12 protein-coding genes are annotated in these 20,056 nt (G+C 45.9%); all 12 read left to right on the forward strand.

Annotated features, from left to right (window positions below):
• Positions 1-11: 11 nt before the first annotated feature.
• Positions 12-1,037: a 16S rRNA (guanine(1207)-N(2))-methyltransferase RsmC gene (gene rsmC, locus R7070_RS16885; RefSeq protein ID WP_132936916.1), complete on the forward strand. Its 1,026-nt coding sequence runs from the start codon at positions 12-14 to the stop codon at positions 1,035-1,037.
• Positions 1,038-1,262: 225 nt separating this feature from the next.
• On the forward strand, positions 1,263-4,649 hold the full coding sequence (locus tag R7070_RS16890; protein ID WP_005380036.1) for a response regulator: 3,387 nt from the start codon (positions 1,263-1,265) through the stop codon (positions 4,647-4,649).
• Positions 4,650-5,430: 781 nt separating this feature from the next.
• A complete protein-coding gene (locus R7070_RS16895) occupies positions 5,431-7,113 on the forward strand; it encodes an ABC transporter substrate-binding protein (RefSeq protein ID WP_005380037.1) in 1,683 nt (560 codons plus the stop codon).
• Positions 7,114-7,283: 170 nt separating this feature from the next.
• Positions 7,284-8,270: an ABC transporter permease gene (locus tag R7070_RS16900; protein WP_005380038.1), complete on the forward strand. Its 987-nt coding sequence runs from the start codon at positions 7,284-7,286 to the stop codon at positions 8,268-8,270.
• A 2-nt stretch (positions 8,271-8,272) separates the two neighbouring features.
• Positions 8,273-9,298: an ABC transporter permease gene (locus R7070_RS16905; RefSeq protein ID WP_047102642.1), complete on the forward strand. Its 1,026-nt coding sequence runs from the start codon at positions 8,273-8,275 to the stop codon at positions 9,296-9,298.
• Positions 9,299-9,300: 2 nt separating this feature from the next.
• Positions 9,301-10,284: an ABC transporter ATP-binding protein gene (locus R7070_RS16910; RefSeq protein WP_005380040.1), complete on the forward strand. Its 984-nt coding sequence runs from the start codon at positions 9,301-9,303 to the stop codon at positions 10,282-10,284.
• A 47-nt stretch (positions 10,285-10,331) separates the two neighbouring features.
• Positions 10,332-11,327: an ABC transporter ATP-binding protein gene (locus tag R7070_RS16915; protein WP_005380041.1), complete on the forward strand. Its 996-nt coding sequence runs from the start codon at positions 10,332-10,334 to the stop codon at positions 11,325-11,327.
• 63 nt (positions 11,328-11,390) lie between these two features.
• Positions 11,391-13,130, forward strand: a complete 1,740-nt coding sequence (locus R7070_RS16920) for a glycoside hydrolase family 9 protein (RefSeq protein WP_053349851.1) — start codon at positions 11,391-11,393, stop codon at positions 13,128-13,130.
• A 2-nt stretch (positions 13,131-13,132) separates the two neighbouring features.
• The gene (locus R7070_RS16925) at positions 13,133-14,023 is read left to right on the forward strand and encodes an N-acetylglucosamine kinase (protein ID WP_005380046.1); all 891 of its coding nucleotides are present in this window, start codon (positions 13,133-13,135) and stop codon (positions 14,021-14,023) included.
• 8 nt (positions 14,024-14,031) lie between these two features.
• Positions 14,032-15,951, forward strand: a complete 1,920-nt coding sequence (locus tag R7070_RS16930) for a beta-N-acetylhexosaminidase (protein WP_054579084.1) — start codon at positions 14,032-14,034, stop codon at positions 15,949-15,951.
• A gap of 84 nt (positions 15,952-16,035) precedes the next feature.
• Positions 16,036-18,444 carry a GH36-type glycosyl hydrolase domain-containing protein gene (locus tag R7070_RS16935; RefSeq protein ID WP_170893985.1) on the forward strand — a complete coding sequence of 803 codons (2,409 nt, stop codon included), beginning with the start codon at positions 16,036-16,038 and terminating at the stop codon, positions 18,442-18,444.
• 125 nt (positions 18,445-18,569) lie between these two features.
• Positions 18,570-19,982, forward strand: a complete 1,413-nt coding sequence (locus R7070_RS16940) for a phosphoglucomutase/phosphomannomutase family protein (protein ID WP_256900264.1) — start codon at positions 18,570-18,572, stop codon at positions 19,980-19,982.
• The last annotated feature ends 74 nt before the right edge of the window (positions 19,983-20,056 follow it).

The raw sequence follows: 20,056 nt of genomic DNA on the forward strand, positions 1-20,056 counted from the left end.
GAACCAAATTTATGTCTGCTTATATCGCTCCTAGCCAAATAGCTCAGCGCCAACTTGAATACTTCAACGGAAAACACGTTTTAGTCGCTGGTGAAGTTGAAGACCTATTTCCTCTTGAGTTAGTGGCTCATTGTGAGTCTGTTGAAGTGTTTACTTCCAACTATAGCTACTACCGCCAAATTCAAACCTCTGACAAAGTGAAAAGTCATTTTGGCTCTGTGTTTGATGCCGAAACAAAAGCAGACATGGTCCTTTTATACTGGCCAAAAGCAAAAGCCGAAGCAGAATACTTGCTGGCGATGTTGATGGCGAAACTGGGCATTAACACCGAAATCGTCATCGTTGGTGAAAACCGCTCCGGCATCAAGAGCATCGAGAAGATGTTCCAAGAATACGGCCCTGTGAACAAGTACGACTCTGCTCGTCGCTGCTCATTTTACTGGGGTAATTGCCTCAATGAACCAAAACCTTTCAACCAAGCAGATTGGTTTAAGTCTTACACTGTTACACTCGGTGAGCAGTCGCTAGCGGTTAAGAGCCTACCTGGCGTATTCAGCCATGGCGAGTTCGACTTAGGTAGCCGATTGCTGCTTGAAACCTTACCTAAGCTGTCGGGCAAAGTGCTCGACTTTGGTTGTGGTGCAGGTGTACTCGGTGCGTTTATGGCGAAAGCGAATCCAGAGATCGCGATTGAGATGTGTGACATTAATGCTTATGCGATCACTTCTAGCCAAGCCACATTAGAAGCGAATGGTTTATCCGGACGCGTATTTGCATCAGATATATACTCGGATACCGCAAAAGACTACCGCTTTATCGTCAGCAACCCGCCATTCCACAGTGGTTTAGACACAAATTACAACGCAGCGGAAACCTTGTTGGGTCAGGCACCACAATATCTAACCAAAGATGGCGAAATGGTGATTGTCGCGAATAGCTTCTTAAAATACCCACCAATTATCGAGCGGGCGTTTAATAATTGCGAGACGCTAAATAAGACCAATAAATTTTCTATCTACTACGCGAAAAAATCATAACTTCCCCCGCGCAGGCATAAACCTGCGCGATTTTTTCTCATAAATTCAACACTCATAAGAAAAACTGCGTCACCCTGCACGCTTTACAACTAACTTTCTTGTCAAAGAAAAAAAACTCGTTAATTTTGTTAATTCTATCTAGTTGAACATCTTATCCGTTTTTAACGAGAACCTCGGCAGCGAAGTATGTTTTAGAACTGCCCATTATGAGTTGTAATCTTATCCATGTTTAAATTCTACAAAAAACAGAAATTTAAGCGCCTTCAGAGTACACTGATGACCGCATTTCTGGTGCTCAGTATCACACCTCTTACCATTACTGCGATCTTTTTCTTGCAGTCCCACAGTAAAGATCTGCAAGAACAAAGCACCTCACACTTACTGTCTGTTCGAGATACAAAACAGCAGCAAATCATCGACTACTTTGAGGCACGAGAAACCGAAGTCATGGGCTTTGTGCGCTCAGAGTTGGCTTACGCCAGTGGTGGCCGATTCTACGGTCTCGTCAATGCTTTTAGTCGTTTAGGCAATGATATTGAAGAGTCTCGTAAAAACGCCCAACAGCGCTACATCGAGGGCAGCGGAGACCAAATCAAAACCTCAACGTTACCCGAGTCATCCAACTATGTAGGAAGTGAACGTTACCGGCTTTTACATAAACGCTATCATTGGGCCTACTTAGAGCTCCTCAAGCGCTCTGATTTTAATGACATTTTGCTGGTAGACATCAATGGTAACGTCACCTACTCGATCAACAAAGACGATAACTACGGAACGAACTTGTTATCAGGCCCCTACAAAGACTCGGCACTTGGCAAAACTTTCAAGCGTCTCGCCGATGATGTGACTGAACGTCGAAAAGTAAACGAAGACTACACTCCTGTGATTGTGTCTGACTTCGAGCTGGAAGGGGGGAAATCAGTCGCTTGGCTAGGTGCACCAATTGTTCAGCAAGGTTATCTACACAGCTATGCCATGTTCCGCTTGCCAAATAATGGCATCACTAAGTTAGCCGCAGACGCCAACCGAGAGTCATCAATTAACACCTTGCTGGTTGGAAATGATCACCAACCTCGCACAATTAACACGAAACAAGACGACATTAAGAACAGTTTAGAAGTGATCGATAAAGCACTCTCTGGTGCATTTGGTGTCGGCACTTACACAAACGGTTTAGGTGAAGAGATCATCGCGGCTTATGCACCGATTGAAACTCGTGGTGTGATTTGGGCGCTCGTCGTACAGTTACCAGAAAACGAAGCTTTCGCTCGTATACATCAACTCGAAAAACTATTCGTTATCGCTATGTTGATCGCCATTATCCTTGTGGTGATCGCTTCTCACTATTTATCAAACTTTATCACTTCTCCGTTGCTGAAATTGACTTGGGTTGCCGAAAAGGTCTCTGCAGGGGATCTTGATGACACGTCTTTTAATACGGTTCGTAAAGATGAAATTGGTCGGCTTGCGTTAAGCTTTGAACGAATGCAACGCTCTATTCGAGAGAAGATTCAAACCATTAAGAAGCAAAATGAAGAACTAGAAAGCAACATACAGATCATTCAGAAACAGAATGAAGAACTGCAATTGGCCGATAAATTAAAAGATGAGTTCTTAGCCACGACTTCTCATGAACTTCGTACACCGTTACACGGCATGGTCGGGATTGCTGAAACCTTAGCGTCCGGCGCCAATGGCGCGATCCCCGCTAGCCAGAAATATCAGCTTGATATCATCATTAAAAGTGGTCAGCGTCTCGCTAATCTAGTCGATGACTTGTTGGATTATCATAAAATGCGTTATGGAAGCATGGATATCCAGAAATCAGCAGTGAGTTTGGGCAGTGCAACACGATTGGTTTTAGAGCTTTCTAGCCATTTACTTGGAAGTAAAACCATCCGCATCATCAACCAAGTCCCAGCGGATTTAAAAGCAGTGTCAGCTGACCCGCAACGCCTTGAACAAGTGCTATATAACCTGATTGGCAATGCGATTAAATACACCTCAGAAGGTAAAATTGTTATCTCCGCTAATGTGGTAGATGATCATGTACGCGTACAAGTCGTGGATACTGGACAAGGAATTCCCGCAGAACAACTTGAACATATTTTTGAACCACTTATCCAAGCAGGGCAAGACGCGAGCCGTTATCGTCAAGGTGCAGGACTTGGGCTCTCCATTAGCCGTCAATTGATCGAATTAATGGGAGGCTCGTTATACGTCAGTAGCCAACCAATGGTCGGAACTACCTTCAGTTTCACTTTACCGCTCGCCAGTGAAGAAGAAATCCAAGCAACCCAGACTCTAGCTGCGCACGGGCACTTCCAAATTCCTGAAGTTAATGTAGAGAACAGTGAAGACTTATCACTTCCAGAGAACCCAGACGGCCCGTTACTGTATGTTGCTGACGATGAACCAGTAAACTTACGCGTGCTTGAAAGCTTTTTACGTTTAGAGGGCTATCGTGTGCGTACTGTCTCCGATGGGCCAGAAACGTTAGCGCTCGTCGAGCAAGAGAAGCCGGAACTTCTGTTATTGGATATCATGATGCCAGGCATGAGCGGCTACCAAGTTTGTAGTGAACTACGTGAAACCTATGATCATGCCGAGTTGCCAATCATTATGCTCACCGCACTCAGTCAAACAGAAGATCGTGTAAGAGGTTTTGAGGCAGGAGCCAACGACTATTTATCGAAACCATTTAATAAACAAGAGTTGGCGGCACGTATCCAAGCGCATTTAACGGCAAGTAAAGCAGAAATGCGCCATATGGAAAACAAAGTGCTAGAGTCTGAACTTAGACAGCGTGCAGTCGTTGAAGCAAGCTTACTTGAGACTCAAGGTCGTTTGTTGGAACAGCTAGAATCGGCTCCTGAAGCTATCATCTGTCTACGTGAAGACAAGCGTATTCGCTTTGCTAACGAAGCTGCTTGTAAGCTATTCAAGCGCAGCTTAGAACAGCTAAAGCGTTCATCTGCTGATGAGCTGATTGCCCCTAAATATCTGACCGTCAAACAACCTCATTACTGTGGCAAGATTGATATCTATATTGAAGATATTCGTCAGAACATCGAAGCAGACATTCTTAAGCTCCCTGAAGGTTCAGGGTTAGATATCATGTACATCTTTAATGTCGGCGGTGGAGCCAGTGCCGCTCGCATACATAATCTAGAAACCGCCGTAGAAGTGCTTTCAAGTTATGCATTTGATGGTGACAAAGACCAATTGCAAAAGCTAAAAGAGCTTGGCGGAGAATTTACGCGCCTTGCAGACAAAGCGCTCGGTAATAAAAAAGACAAGCAAGAACTTATGCGAGAAGTTCTAGTAGACGCAATGACACATGCTTTAGAGTATTGGGAATCTGTAACGGGTGAAAGTAAGTTCGCATTTGCAGAGCAAAGTGGCTTGTGGCGCGTTTATCTAGACCGTAGTACTTTGCAAACACGCACTTTAGATAAATACATGCGTATAGAAACATTACCCAAAACACCACGTTGGAGAACGGTGCTAAGCTCGATAGAGTTCATTCTCGAACACTGCAAAGAACAGAGCCCCGAGAGAGCATACATAGAAGCACAACGAGATAAACTACAGCGACTATTGACCAGCTAATATTTATCAAAAAAACTAGCCTAGCGTGCATGCTGGGCTTTTTTGTTATTCGAGTATTCCCTTCCTAGAGATAAAAGAGACCGCCTCTTCCTACCCCATTAACATATTTCCAATAACGAACATTCGGTTAGACATCACTATCTATTGTTGGTCTTCAAAACGTACGATCTTATCCATTTAACTGGCCTTAATTAGGTAAGTTCGAGCAACCAAAAAACTTCATTCATACAATAAAAAAAGGACGACAAACGGAAGAAAACTGTCGATAAAAAAGGCCATTTTTCAGATAACAAGCGGATTTTGACGAACTATTGATAGAGATTGCGAACTTAATCACAACAGAACGGCAGATTAATTTTTAGCTGATTAATTAACACCATTTCTGCATGTGAGCGAGATCTCCGAACCTAGAAACCAAGCAAGAAACGTATATTTTAAATGGATCACCAGGTTAGTAATCACCAACACTCATTATTAACAAGGATATAAACTGCGACGCATATCAACGTTTATTTTTTGTCCCTCTACTGGTTAAAATTAGCCAAAATAACGTTTATAACGGAGAGCTCAGAGATTTTAACGTTTTTAACGGGAATCAAGTTTGATTATTTTATGGATAAGGTGTTTTCTTACTCCTGCCTAAGGCCTACAGGCCACTCTTGGCGAAACTCAATGTTGTAATGAGTAAGGCATGTACAAGAGGTAGGTCTTAGAGAGTGTTTATCAATTGATGACATTCAATTCCATTTAGTGAAATGAAAGCAAATAGTAAGGAACAGCTATGCTTGCCAATATTAAAAAAACAGCACTAGCAACAGCAATTATTGCAACGGCTACTACAGGTTTTGCATCGGTAGCTACTGCGGCTGAACGCAGTGAACTGACTATCCACCCTAAAGAGTTTACAACTTTCGTTCGTAACTTTAACCCTTTCTTGGGTGCAACTAACCTGCACACAACAACCGACTTTATTTACGAGCCGCTCGTTGTTTTTAACGAAATGCACGGTAACACGCCTGTATTTCGTCTAGCAGAAAACTTTACCATGGCTGATGACCTGATGAGCGTAACCTTCGATATCCGTAAGGGCGTAAAATGGTCTGATGGCAAAGCGTTTACCGCTGATGATGTTGTTTACTCTTTCAACCTAGTTAAAGAGAAGCCAGAGCTAGACCAATCTGGTATCAACTCTTGGGTGACTGGCGTAGAAAAAGTTAACGACTACCAAGTTAAATTCCGTCTAAGCGAAGCAAACTCAAACGTTCCTTACGAAATTGCGAAAGTACCAGTCGTACCTAAGCACGTATGGAGCAAAGTAAAAGATCCAGCAACATTCACAAACGAAAATCCAGTAGGCAGTGGTCCATTTACTGAAATCGACACTTTCACACCGCAGCTATATATCCAGTGTGAGAACCCGAATTATTGGGATGCTGACAACCTAGATGTAGATTGTCTGCGTGTGCCACAAATCGCGAACAACGACCAATTCTTGGGCAAAATCGTTAACGGCGAAATGGACTGGACGTCTTCATTCGTACCAGACATCGACCGTACGTACGCTGCAGCAAGTCCGAATCACCACTACTGGTACCCACCAGCGGGTACTCAAGCATTTGTAGTGAACTTCAAAAACCCAGACGCTGCGAAAAACGAAGCACTAACTAACGTTGACTTCCGTCGTGCGTTCTCTATGGCGCTAGACCGTCAAACTATCATTGATATCGCTTTCTACGGCGGCGGTACAGTGAACGACTTCGCATCTGGCCTTGGCTACGCATTTGAAGCTTGGTCTGATGAAGAGACGCACAACAAGTACAAAGGCTACAACACATACAACGCGGAAGGTGCGAAAAAGCTTCTAGCTAAAGCTGGCTTCAAAGATGTAAACAAAGATGGCTTTGTGGATACACCATCTGGCAAGTCTTTCGAGCTTCTAATTCAATCACCAAACGGTTGGACTGACTTCAACAACACGGTACAACTAGCCGTTGAGCAACTAGCAGAAGTGGGCATTAAAGCTCGTGCTCGTACACCGGACTTCTCGGTATACAACCAAGCTATGCTAGAAGGTACTTACGACGTTGCTTACACCAACTACTTCCACGGTGCAGATCCACACTTGTACTGGGATAGTGGCTACAACTCGAAGCTACAAGCTGGTGACGGCATGCCTCGCTTTGCAATGCACTTCTACAAGAACGATAAGCTAGACGGTCTTCTTAACAGCTTCTACAAGACAGCAGATAAGCAAGAACAGCTAGAGATCGCTCATGGCATTCAGAAGATCATTGCTCAGGACCAAGTAACTATTCCTGTGCTATCTGGCGCGTACATGTACCAATACAACACAACTCGCTTCACTGGTTGGTGGAACGAAGAAAACCCTAAGGGCCGTCCAAACATTTGGGCAGGTATCCCAGAGCGTCTACTTCACGTACTGGACCTAAAACCAGTTAAATAAGTAGAAGTTCATTTCAAGCGGCATACATCCCGTGTGCCGCCTATAAAAATCCCTTGTTAACGAAACCAATATGTGGCGCTCGTCGTCAGGGGATTTTTCGCTCTAAATTTCGCTAGGAGCGACCTGAAACCAGAAACAGGGAAAAAATCTGGGTGAGTAAGGTGTGAGTTATGGGTTATTTTTTAAGACGTTTGTCGTTCTATCTTGTCGCGCTCTTAGTTGCAGCGACGTTAAACTTTATTATTCCGCGAGCAATGCCTGGTGACCCAGTTACCATGATGTTTGCTAATGCTTCAGTACAGGTGACTCCAGAACGAATCGCAGCAATGAAAGAACTGCTCGGTTTCGTTGATGGGCCAATTTACATTCAGTACTTCTCGTACATTAAAAACATTCTAAGTTGGGAATTGGGCACCTCAATCCAGTTCTACCCACTTTCAGTTAATTCTTTACTAGGTAGTGCATTTGGCTGGTCACTATTTCTAGCTGGTACTGCGGTTGTACTTTCTTTCTCCATCGCTTCTGTCCTTGGTATTTTTGCCGCCTGGAAGCGCGGTAGTAAGTACGATGCATTCGTAACGCCTGGTACATTGATCATTCAAGCTATTCCACAAATGGTTATCGCAATGTTAGCGCTGTTTACCTTTGCGATTGGCCTGAAATGGTTCCCATCTGGCTATGCTTACACGCCAGGTACTATTCCTGATTGGACAAGCTGGGAGTTCATCAAGAACGTGGGTTACCACGCTGTATTACCTCTATTCTGTGCAACCATCGTTCAAATTGGTGGCTTCCTAGTTAACATGCGTAACAACATGATCAACCTTCTCGCCGAAGACTATATCACGATGGCTAAAGGTAAAGGGCTGAGTGAAAACCGCGTCGTCTTTAATTACGCCGCACGTAACGCACTACTTCCAAGTGTTACCGCACTGTCTATGTCTTTAGGTATGGCCATTGGAGGTCAATTAATCATCGAGATGATTTTCAACTACCCAGGCCTAGGTACTGTTCTATTGAACGCAATTCACGCTCGTGACTACCAAGTACTTCAAGGTCAGTTAATTATCATGACGATGTTCATGCTGTGCTTCAACTTAATGGCTGACATGCTGTACATGATTCTAGACCCTCGCCTACGTACGGGAGGCAAATAATCATGAAAGAACTATTCAAACTTATTTTAGGTAACGCATTTGCTCGCATTGGTCTTGGCATTGTTACGCTGTTCGTGTTCGTTGCGATTGCCGCTCCTTTACTTACAAAGCATGCGCCAGACAAGCGAACCGGTAACCCACACGAATACCCAAGCTTTGTTGTAAAACAGGCACAAAACAACCCTGATGGTTGGGTCGCTAAAAACCTAGCAGACGATCGTCGTACACTGCTTATGTCTAAAAAGGCCGACCACGTATTAGGTACTAGCCGAATGGGTCGCGATATCTGGTCGCAGGTGGCTTACGGTGCACGAGTATCACTGGGTGTAGGCTTTGGTGCTGGCATCATCGTGTGTTTCTTAGCAACAGTCATTGGTATATCGGCAGGTTACTTCGGCGGTAAAGTGGATGACGTATTGAGTGCCGCGATGAACATCATGTTAGTAATCCCGCAGTATCCATTGCTATTCGTGTTGGCGGCCTTTATCGGTGAAGCAGGCCCACTCACCATTGCCTTGATTATCGCTGGTACTTCTTGGGCATGGGGTGCACGTGTTGTCCGCTCTCAAACTATGGCACTACGCGAGAAAGAGTTCGTTAAAGCTGCCGAAGTATTGGGAGAGTCTTCATTCCGCATCATCTTCGTTGAGATTTTACCAAACCTTATCCCAATTGTCGGTGCGAGCTTCATTGGCTCAGTAATGTTGGCGATCAACACTGAAGCGGTCATTTCGTTCCTAGGTTTGGGTGATGCCAACACGATCAGTTGGGGCATCATGCTTTACAACGTGCAAACCTCATCAGCCATGCTGATTGGCGCATGGTGGGAAGTACTAGCACCTTGTATTGCCCTAACACTACTGGTTACTGGTCTTGCTCTGTTGAACTTTGCCGTTGACGAAATTGCGAACCCTCAACTTCGTTCTCACAAAGGCATGAAACGCTGGAAAAAACTAGCAGCAAAAGACAAGAAAGAGCGTGAGCCTGAACTGGCACCACAAAATGCACTATGGAGCGGAGATAAATAATCATGACTGCACCACTAATTTCCATCCGTAACCTATGCGTAGACTACATCACAGACGCGGGCGATGTCCGCGCCTGTAACAACGTGAGCTTCGACATTGCACCAGGTGAAGTATTCGGTCTGGCTGGTGAATCTGGCTGTGGCAAATCCACTGTTGCCTTCTCACTAATGCGCCTTCATAAGCCACCAGCGTTTATCACAGGTGGTGAGGTTATCTTCAACGGTGAAGATATCCTTCAGTACAGCGATGATCGCATGCAAGCGTTCCGCTGGAGTGAAATGTCGATGGTATTCCAGAGTGCGATGAACGCTTTGAACCCTGTTCTAACCATGGAAGAGCAGTTCTGTGACGTCATCATGCGTCATACCAATATGACTCGCGCTCAAGCAAAAACACGCGCTGAAGGTCTGCTGGAAATCGTTGATATCCACCCTAGCCGATTGAGTGATTACCCGCACCAGTTCTCTGGTGGTATGCGTCAACGTCTAGTAATCGCAATCGCTTTGGCTCTGAACCCAAAAATGATCATCATGGACGAACCGACTACCGCATTGGATGTAGTGGTTCAACGTGAAATTCTACAAAAAATTTACGCGCTTAAAGAAGAGTTTGGTTTCTCAATTCTGTTCATCACACATGACTTGTCATTGATGGTCGAGTTCTCGGATCGTATCGGCATCATGTACTCAGGTGAGTTGATTGAAGTCGCGCCTTCTAAGCAAATTCTGGAAAGTCCTTACCACCCTTACACCAAAGGTTTGGGTAGCTCTTTCCCTCCACTAACTGGACCAAAGACCAAATTGACTGGTATTCCAGGTAACCCGTTGAACTTGCTAGAAGTACCACGGGGCTGCCGCTTCCAAGCTCGTTGCGATCGCGTACATGAAGCATGTACACGTGTACCAACCCAATTACGTCAAATTGAACCAGGTCGCCTCTCAAATTGCCATTTGTACGGCGACACCATTGCTCAAGCTAAGGTTTAACAACAAAAAAACGTTAGCTAAGAACAAAAATTACACTGGAGAGAATTATGAGCAAACAATTCGGCGAACTGCTGATTGAGGGTAAAAATGTCGTTAAGGACTTCCCTTTAAACAGTAACTCAATCAAACAATCTAAGATGCGCGCAATCAACGACGTCTCTTTCAAAATGTACAAGAGCCGCGGCTTGTCAGTGGTAGGTGAATCTGGTTCAGGTAAGTCTACTACTGCAAAAATGATTGCAAAAATGTACGCACCAACCGATGGCATCATTGAATACAAAGGTCGTGATATCCAAGACATCACCTCTCGTCACGATTTAATGACCTACCGTGAAGGTGTACAAATGGTGTGGCAAGACCCGTTTGGCTCGCTAAACCCAACGCACAATATCTTCCACCATATTGCGCGCCCGCTGCTGATTCATAAGAAAGTAGCACCGGGCAACAAGAAAGAACTGGAAGAGCGTGTGTACGACCTACTTGAACAAGTTGGTCTTATTCCACCAAAAGAAACGGCGCAAAAGTTCCCGCACCAGCTATCTGGCGGTCAGCGTCAACGTGTAAACCTAGCTCGTAACATCGCAGTTGGTGCAGAAGTGGTATTGGCGGATGAGCCAACATCGATGCTCGATGTATCAATCCGTGCCGGTGTTCTGAACTTGATGGAAGAGATGAAGTTCGAGAAACAAATGTCTCTGCTTTACATCACTCACGACATCGCAACAGCGCGTTACATTGCTGAAGATCTCGCGGTCATGTACGTAGGTCACATGGTTGAATGGGGCGATACTGAAGAAATCATTCACGATCCTCAACACCCATATACGCAACTGTTGGTATCTGCGGTTCCAGATCCATCGAAGTCTATTCACGAGAAACTGAAAGGCAACAAAGGGGAAATCCCACTTTGGACACCAGAATCTGTCGGCTGTCCATTTGCTGGACGTTGTGTACACGCTACCGACAAATGTCGCGAACGACTACCGGGCGTCACTCAACTGTCCGACAACCACTTTGTCCGCTGTTACTTATTTGAAGATTAATCATAACGAGGGTCAGGTTCAGCCTGGCCCATTCCTGTTTTTATCGTTTCCCGGAGACATTGAATGCTGCTACTGACTAACCACATTGGTTATGAACGTCTGGGCCCAAAGAAAGCCATTATCCAGACCGAACAACCACACTTGTCTTCTTACACTGCTCAATTGATTTGTGCCACTAGCGAGCAAACCGTGGCAACTTTTGCGGTTGAAGAACAAGGTAAAGTGGCGAACTGGCATCAGGGCTATTTCTACCTCATCGACTTTTCCTCTTTCACAACGTCAGGTGACTATTTCTTGCAAGTAGAAGATACGCGCTCTTCCTCTTTCATCGTTGGCGAACACATTCTGTTGGATCAAACTTTGTCAGATGTGATCCACTACTTCAAATCGCAACGTTGCGGCGGGATCTTCGATCAACAAGATCGACAACTTCCAGTACTAAACTCCAATAAAAAGGTTGATGTACACGGCGGCTGGTACGACGCATCAGGAGACGTTAGCAAGTATTTAAGTCACCTTTCATACGCGAATTATTTGAATCCTCAACAAACCCCAATGGTGGTTTGGAACATCCTAAAAGGGGTTTCATTGCTTGAAGGAAGCGAAGACATTGCAGCTTTCACACGTACACGTCTGATTGAAGAAGCCCTGTTCGGTGCAGACTTTCTTGTGCGTATGCAAAACGAAAAAGGCTTTTTCTACATGACGGTCTTTGACAAGTGGAGCAAAGATACTGCGCAACGCGAGATTTGCGCGTACGAAACTCAACTTGGTCACAAATTTGACGACTATCAAGCAGGCTTTCGACAAGGTGGCGGTGTCGCCATTGCAGCGCTAGCGGCAGCATCGCGTTTAAGTGTTCACGGTGAATACGATCAACAAAAATACCGCAACGCTGCCGAAAATGGTTACTGGCACTTAAAAGAGCACAATACGCAGTACCTCAATGATGGGGAAGAAAACATTATCGACGAATACTGTGCGCTACTGGCTTGTGTAGAACTGTTTAAAGCAACCAAAGAAACTCGCTACTTGGAAGAGAGCCGTTTGTGGGCGCAACGTTTAGTTGCACGCCAAATGAGCGACGAGCAGATTCAACACTTTTGGTCAGCAAACCAAGACGGCAGCCGTCCATATTTTCACGCAGCCGAAGCTGGTCTACCAGTTATTGCCCTATGCGAATATCTATCAATTGAAGACGACTCAGCACGAGCGGAATCGGTAAAACGTATCGTCAACCTAGCGTGTGAGTTTGAGATCACAATATCGAATAAAGTGATCAACCCATTCGGTTACCCTCGCCAATATGTTAAAGGCGTAAATGAGTCAAAACGCGAGGCATTTTTTGTCGCACACAACAATGAATCTGGCTATTGGTGGCAAGGCGAGAATGCTCGACTGGGCTCACTCGCGACCATGGCGTACCTTGCTCAACCGCATATAGCGTCGCAAGAAGTACAGCAACAACTTTCTGTGTTTGCTCAAGATGCATTGAACTGGATTGTAGGCTTAAACCCATACGACATGTGCATGCTAGATGGCCATGGTCGTAACAACCCTGATTACCTCCCTCAATATGGTTTCTTCAACGCAAAAGGTGGCGTGTGTAACGGAATCACTGGCGGCTTTGAAGACGAGGAAGACATTGCATTTAACCCACCAGCACAAAAAGAAGACGTGTTACAAAACTGGCGCTGGGGCGAACAGTGGATCCCGCATGGCGCTTGGTACTTACTCGCGATAATGAGTCAAGCTCAGCATGTTTCTCAGTTGGCGACCTCTAAAAATATGAAGGAAGAATAATCATGGGAATGTATTTTGTCGGTATCGATGGTGGCGGCACGTCATGTCGAGCCAGGATTAAAGATTCACAAGGTAATTTTCTTGGCGAGGCCAAAAGCGGCAGTGCCAACATCATGCTAGGTGCTGAAATAGCAATGGCTTCGATTCTTGAATCCATCACTTCGGCTACCGAGCAAGGCGGTCTGACACAACAAGATTTCGCGTCGATGCACGTCGGCTTAGCCCTTGCTGGCGCAGAGCACAAAGCATCTTGGCAAGCCTTCATGTCTCTTCCTCATCCATTTGCCAGTATGACTCTGAATACCGATGCCTACGGTGCGTGCGTTGGTGCGCACAATGGCGAAGATGGCGCAATCATGATTGCGGGAACCGGTTCTTGTGGCATCTACCTTAACGGATTGGAGCAACACGTTGTCGGTGGTCGTGAGTTCCCTATTTCGGATCAAGGTGGCGGCGCAGTGATGGGGCTACGCCTAGTTCAGCAAGTTTTGTTAGCTGAAGATGGCATCAGAGAAAAAACGCCCCTAGCACAACACGTTATGACGCATTTCGAAAATGAGGTCGACAACGTGGTGGCGTGGTCAAAACAGGCGCTTCCTCGTGATTATGGGCAGTTTTCTCCGGCTATTTTCCAACATGCGGAACAAGGCGATGCACTGGCCATTGAAATGCTGAAGCAAACCGCAGCGGATATAGAAATGTTTCTCGTGGCATTAAACAAGCGCGGCGCAACACGTATTTGTTTAATGGGCAGCATAGCTGAACGCATTGTACGTTGGCTTTCACCACCAGTTCAGCAATGGATTGTTGAGCCACAGTTTGACGCGATTGAAGGCGCAATTATGTTTGCTGGCAAACCAGAACATAACCTTTACTCGCTCAGTGCGGCGTAGGAGTAGATATGGAATATCGTGTTGATCTCGTAGTCCTTTCTGAGCAGAAACAAAACTGCCGCTTTGGCCTCACCTTTCATAACTTGAGCGACCAAGACCTAAACAGCTGGAGCTTAACTTTCGCTTTCGATCGTTACATTCTTCCAGACAGCGTTTCAAATGGTCAACTGACTCAAATTGGTAGTTTTTGCACACTTAAACCAGAAGGGGTGGTACTGGCTGCCAACCATCACTATTACTGTGAATTCAGTATTGGTTCGAACCCATTCCGTTATTACTCGGATGGCTTTAACGAAGCGATGATCAACTTTGTCGTTGATGGAAACCCACAGCGCGCACAAGTGGATGTCACGCCTATCGTATTAGCTTCACCATACCGTGAACGCAGTGAGATTCCGGCAAGTTTAACCCATGCACAGCCCTTGCTGCCAAAACCAAACCATATTGAGGTCAGCGATCACTATTTTAGCTTTGATCATCATGCTGGCGTCGCGGTTTATTCAAGCCTGGCCAATTCAGCTAAAGAATGGCTACTTGAAGAGCTTAAGCGCATTCACCAATTTGAGTTCGCATCAGACAATGGCAGTCAGATCATCTTCAAAGGCAACCCAACCTTGGATGAAGGCGCTTACAAACTGAAAGTAGCCGAAGAGTCAATCAAAATTGAAGCAGGATCTTCGTCTGGTTTTACCCATGCTTGTGCAACGTTATTACAACTAGTCAAAGTTGGCGATCAACCTAACTCAATGGAAGTAGTTTGCTGTTCAATCAAGGACAGGCCACGCTTTCGTTACCGCGGTATGATGCTCGATTGTGCTCGTCATTTTCACTCCGTTGAGCAAGTCAAACGCTTGATCAACCAACTGGCTCATTACAAGTTCAATACGTTCCATTGGCATCTTACCGACGATGAGGGTTGGCGAATTGAAATCAAATCACTGCCTCAACTGACCGATATTGGTGCTTGGCGCGGATTGGATGAGATCAATGAACCACAGTACACGCACTTTGATGAACGTTACGGCGGCTTCTACACGCAAGAAGACATCAAAGACGTTATCGAATTTGCATCGCAACGCGGCATCACCATCATTCCTGAAATTGATGTACCTGGTCATTGCCGAGCCGCCATCAAGTCGTTACCACACCTATTGGTAGAAGCGGAAGATACCACCGAATACCGCAGTATTCAGCATTACAACGACAACGTCATTAACCCTGCTCTGCCGGGGAGTTATGAATTTATCGACAAAGTGCTAGAAGAAGTCTCTGCACTTTTTCCTGCGCCTTACGTTCATATTGGTGCCGACGAAGTACCTAACGGCGTATGGTCAAAAAGCCCAGCATGCCAAGCACTAATGGAACAACTGGGTTACAGCGACTACAAAGATTTGCAAGGACACTTCTTACGTTATGCCGAAGACAAACTTCGTAAATTGGGCAAACGCATGCTGGGCTGGGAAGAAGCTCAACACGGCGACAAAGTCAGTAAAGATACGGTGATCTACTCATGGCTAAGCGAAGAAGCGGCCTTGAACTGTGCTCGCCAAGGCTTTGATGTGGTGCTGCAACCAGCACAAACCACTTACCTAGATATGACCCAAGACTACGCACCTGAAGAACCGGGCGTGGACTGGGCAAACCCACTGCCACTAGAAAAAGCTTACAACTACGAGCCGCTCGCTGAAGTGCCTGCCGACGACCCAATACGTAAGCGCATTTGGGGCATTCAAACAGCATTATGGTGCGAAATTATCAATAACCAACCTCGCATGGACTACATGATCTTCCCTCGTTTAACTGCAATGGCAGAAGCATGTTGGACAGACAAACAACACCGAGATTGGACCGACTATTTATCACGCTTGAAAGGCCATCTACCTCTGCTTGATTTGCAGGGAGTGAATTACCGTAAACCGTGGAAGTAATACAAAACTGATGTCGAAACATCACGCTTGAAGAGTTTTTAAATTTTGGCTGCTGATGCAGCTTCGTAAAAAGGAAAGACACAAATGAAATACGGCTATTTCGATAACGAGAATCGCGAATACGTCATCACTCGCCCTGACGTACCAGCACCATGGACCAACTACCTAGGTACTGAGAAGTTCTGTACGGTTATCTCGCACAACGCGGGTGGCTACTCGTTCTACAACTCTCCAGAATACAACCGTGTTACTAAATTCCGTCCAAATGCGACATTCGATCGCCCAGGACACTACGTTTACTTGCGTGATGATGAGACAGGTGATTACTGGTCAATCTCTTGGCAACCAGTTGCGAAGAGCCTAGACGAAGCAAACTACGAAGTTCGTCACGGCTTGTCTTACTCTAAATTTAAGTGTGAGTACAACGGTATTGAAGCTGAAAAGACGCTATTCGTACCAAAAGGCGAAGACGCTGAAATCTGGGATGTAGTGATTAAAAACACCTCTGACAAACCACGTACGATCAGTGCATTCTCATTTGTTGAGTTCTCATTCAGCCACATTCAATCTGATAACCAAAACCATCAGATGTCTCTGTACTCGGCAGGTACGGCTTACAACGAAGGCGTGATCGAGTACGACCTGTACTACAACACCAACGATTTCGAAGGCTTCTACTACCTAGCTTCAACATTTGACCCAGATTCATACGACGGCCAACGTGACAGCTTCCTAGGCCTATACCGTGACGAAGCAAACCCGTTAGCGGTAGAACAAGGTAAGTGTTTCAATACAGCACAAACGTGTTACAACCACTGTGGCTCTTTGCATAAGCAATTTACTATTCAGCCGGGTGAAGAAGTTCGCTTTGCTTACATTCTAGGTATCGGTAAAGGCAACGGTGAGCGTCTACGTGCTAAGTACCAAGACCTTGCAGAAGTCGACAACGCATTTGCGGGTATCAAAACACACTGGGATGAGCGCTGTGGCAAGTTCCAAGTGAAATCACCAAACGAAGGTCTAGATACCATGATCAACGCTTGGACACTGTACCAAGCAGAAACTTGTGTGGTGTGGTCTCGCTTTGCTTCATTCATCGAAGTGGGTGGTCGTACTGGTCTTGGTTACCGCGATACAGCGCAAGATGCAATCTCAGTTCCTCACGCTAACCCTGCAATGACGCGCAAACGTATCGTTGACCTACTGCGCGGCCAAGTAAAAGCGGGCTACGGTCTACACCTATTTGATCCAGATTGGTTCGATCCAGAAAAAGCTGACGTTAAACCATCGAAATCCCCAACCGTGGTTCCAACACCGTCTGATGAAGACAAGATTCACGGCATCGAAGACACCTGTTCTGATGACCACCTATGGCTAGTTCCAACCATCTGTAAGTACGTGATGGAAACCGGTGAGCACAGCTTCTTTGACGAAGTGATCCCTTACGCCGACGGTGGCGATGCAACGGTTTATGACCACATGAAAGCCGCACTAGACTTCTCGGCTGAATACGTAGGTCAAACCGGTATCTGTAAAGGTCTGCGTGCAGACTGGAACGACTGTCTGAACCTAGGTGGTGGCGAATCTTCAATGGTGTCGTTCCTACATTTCTGGGCACTGCAGGAGTTCATCGACCTAGCGAAATACCTAGGTAAGGAAGCCGACGTTGAAAAATACACGGTGATGGCAGCAAACGTTCGTGAAGCGTGTGAAACCCACCTTTGGGATGACGAAGGCGGTTGGTACATCCGTGGTCTGACGAAGAATGGCGACAAGATCGGTACTGCGCAACAAGCGGAAGGCCGAGTACACCTAGAGTCAAACACACTTGCGGTACTTTCTGGTGCGGTATCTCAAGAGCGCGGCGAAAAAGCGATGGACGCTGTCGATGAGAACCTATTCTCTGAATACGGCCTTCACCTAAACTCACCATCTTTTGCAACACCGAATGATGATATCGGCTTCGTAACTCGTGTTTACCAAGGCGTAAAAGAGAACGGGGCGATCTTCTCGCATCCAAACCCATGGGCTTGGGTAGCTGAAGCGAAACTGGGTCGTGGTGATCGTGCAATGAAGTTCTACGATGCACTAAACCCATACAACCAGAACGACATCATCGAAAAACGTATCGCAGAACCGTACTCCTATGTGCAGTTCATCATGGGTCGTGACCACCAAGACCACGGTCGTGCAAACCACCCATGGTTAACAGGTACATCTGGCTGGGCTTACTTCGCTGTTACCAACTTTATCCTTGGTGTGCGTACAGGCTTCGATGGCCTAACTATCGATCCATGTATCCCAACGAACTGGCCTGGTTTCGAAGTGACTCGTCAATGGCTAGGTGCAACGTACAACATCAAAGTCGTTAACCCAGACTCAGTAAGCAAAGGCGTTAAGTCGATTACTGTGAACGGTGAAGCGGTGAATGGTGCCTCTGTACCAGTTCAAGCGGAAGGTTCAGTAAACGAAGTTATCGTTACTCTAGGTTAATCATCTTTTGGGGGAGAGCTTTTCCCCTTTTGATTTATCCGATGCACTTGAGTTTGAGAAGTGCATCGGTTCGCTAGCAAAGATTTAAGACGCGGTGGGATGCCGCTCTTATCGAGGATCGAATCATGATCAAATTTGGTACAGGCGGTTGGCGTGCATTTATTGGTGAGGAGTTCACCAAAGATAACGTACGCTTGGTTGCCCAAGCAGTTGCAAACATCACGAATAACGAATCGGTTGCTGATCGCGGTTTTGTGATTGGCTATGACCGTCGTTTTCTTTCCGATAAAGCAGGTCGTTGGTTCGCTGAAGTTCTAGCAGCAAACGGCATTATGGTTAGCTTTATCGACAAATTTGTCCCAACACCTATCGTAATGTTTAAAGCGAAAGAAATGGGCTGCGCATACTCGGCATGTATTACCGCATCACACAACCCTGCCGATTACAACGGCATTAAAGTCTTCATTGAAGGTGGTCGTGACGCAGATGAAATCATCACCCAAAAAATCGAATCACAAATAGACGCGCTCACTGCGCAAGATGTAAAAAGCGTCGACTTTGAACAAGCGGTTGAAGATAAGCTGATTGAAATCATCAATCCGATGAACGAATTCGTTGACTCAATCATCGACTTTATCGACATCGAAGCGATCAAGAAGGCGAATTTACGTGTTTTGATCGACCCAATGTTTGGTGTCGCGAAAAACGCACTGCAAACCGTATTAATCAACGGCCGCTGTGACGTTGATGTGATTAACGATGGCAAAAACCCAGACTTCGGTGGGTTAATGCCTTCGCCAAGCGCTGCAACACTCTACCGTTTGATGCACCTAGTGAAAGAGCAAGGTTACGATATTGGCATCGGTACTGATGGCGATGCGGACCGTCTTGGTATTATCGACGAAAAAGGTAACTTCATTCATCCAAATGAAGTGCTACTGCTGCTTTACTACTACCTACTTGAATACAAAGGCTGGAAAGGCTCCGTGGTACGTAACATCGCAACCACCCACCTTCTCGATAAAGTCGCCGAAGATCATGGCGAGAAATGCTTTGAGGTTCCTGTAGGCTTTAAGCACATCAGCTCCCAAATGGAAGCGGATGACTCACTGATTGGCGGGGAAAGCTCTGGTGGCCTAACCATTCGCGGCCACATCAAAGGTAAAGACGGCGTATTCGCATCAAGCCTATTGGTAGAAATGATTTCAGTAACCGGCAAGAAGCTGTCTGAGTTGCTGGATGAAATCTACGGCAAGTACGGCTATGCCTACATGGCAGAAGGCGATTGCAAGTTCAAACCAGCGCAAAAAGACGTACTGTTCAACAAGATTTATGTTGAAAAGCAGTTGCCTGAGTTTGAGTTTGAAATCGAAAAAGTCAGCTATGAAGATGGTGCGAAAGTCTACTTCAAGAACGGCGGTTGGATCATCGCTCGCTTCTCTGGCACTGAGCCACTGCTACGAATTTTTGCAGAGATGCAAGATAAGGACACTGCGGAACGTGTTCTTCAACAGTTTAAAGACTTCTTGTCTTTATAACTGAACCTTGTGCCCGCTTCGAGCACTATGATGAGAGTCAACGCTGTCTGAAAAGGCGCTCATCAACAGGAGAA

It is taken from the genome of Vibrio sp. 1557, from assembly GCF_033340175.1.
Lineage (GTDB): Bacteria > Pseudomonadota > Gammaproteobacteria > Enterobacterales > Vibrionaceae > Vibrio > Vibrio alginolyticus.

Coding starts and splice junctions, on each gene's coding strand:
- R7070_RS16895 (WP_005380037.1), top strand. CDS start 5,431: ATGCTTGCCAATATTAAAAAAACAGCACTAGCAACAGCAATTATTGCA.
- R7070_RS16940 (WP_256900264.1), top strand. CDS start 18,570: ATGATCAAATTTGGTACAGGCGGTTGGCGTGCATTTATTGGTGAGGAG.
- R7070_RS16935 (WP_170893985.1), top strand. CDS start 16,036: ATGAAATACGGCTATTTCGATAACGAGAATCGCGAATACGTCATCACT.
- R7070_RS16900 (WP_005380038.1), top strand. CDS start 7,284: ATGGGTTATTTTTTAAGACGTTTGTCGTTCTATCTTGTCGCGCTCTTA.
- R7070_RS16930 (WP_054579084.1), top strand. CDS start 14,032: ATGGAATATCGTGTTGATCTCGTAGTCCTTTCTGAGCAGAAACAAAAC.
- R7070_RS16890 (WP_005380036.1), top strand. CDS start 1,263: ATGTTTAAATTCTACAAAAAACAGAAATTTAAGCGCCTTCAGAGTACA.
- R7070_RS16910 (WP_005380040.1), top strand. CDS start 9,301: ATGACTGCACCACTAATTTCCATCCGTAACCTATGCGTAGACTACATC.
- R7070_RS16920 (WP_053349851.1), top strand. CDS start 11,391: ATGCTGCTACTGACTAACCACATTGGTTATGAACGTCTGGGCCCAAAG.
- rsmC (WP_132936916.1), top strand. CDS start 12: ATGTCTGCTTATATCGCTCCTAGCCAAATAGCTCAGCGCCAACTTGAA.
- R7070_RS16925 (WP_005380046.1), top strand. CDS start 13,133: ATGGGAATGTATTTTGTCGGTATCGATGGTGGCGGCACGTCATGTCGA.
- R7070_RS16905 (WP_047102642.1), top strand. CDS start 8,273: ATGAAAGAACTATTCAAACTTATTTTAGGTAACGCATTTGCTCGCATT.
- R7070_RS16915 (WP_005380041.1), top strand. CDS start 10,332: ATGAGCAAACAATTCGGCGAACTGCTGATTGAGGGTAAAAATGTCGTT.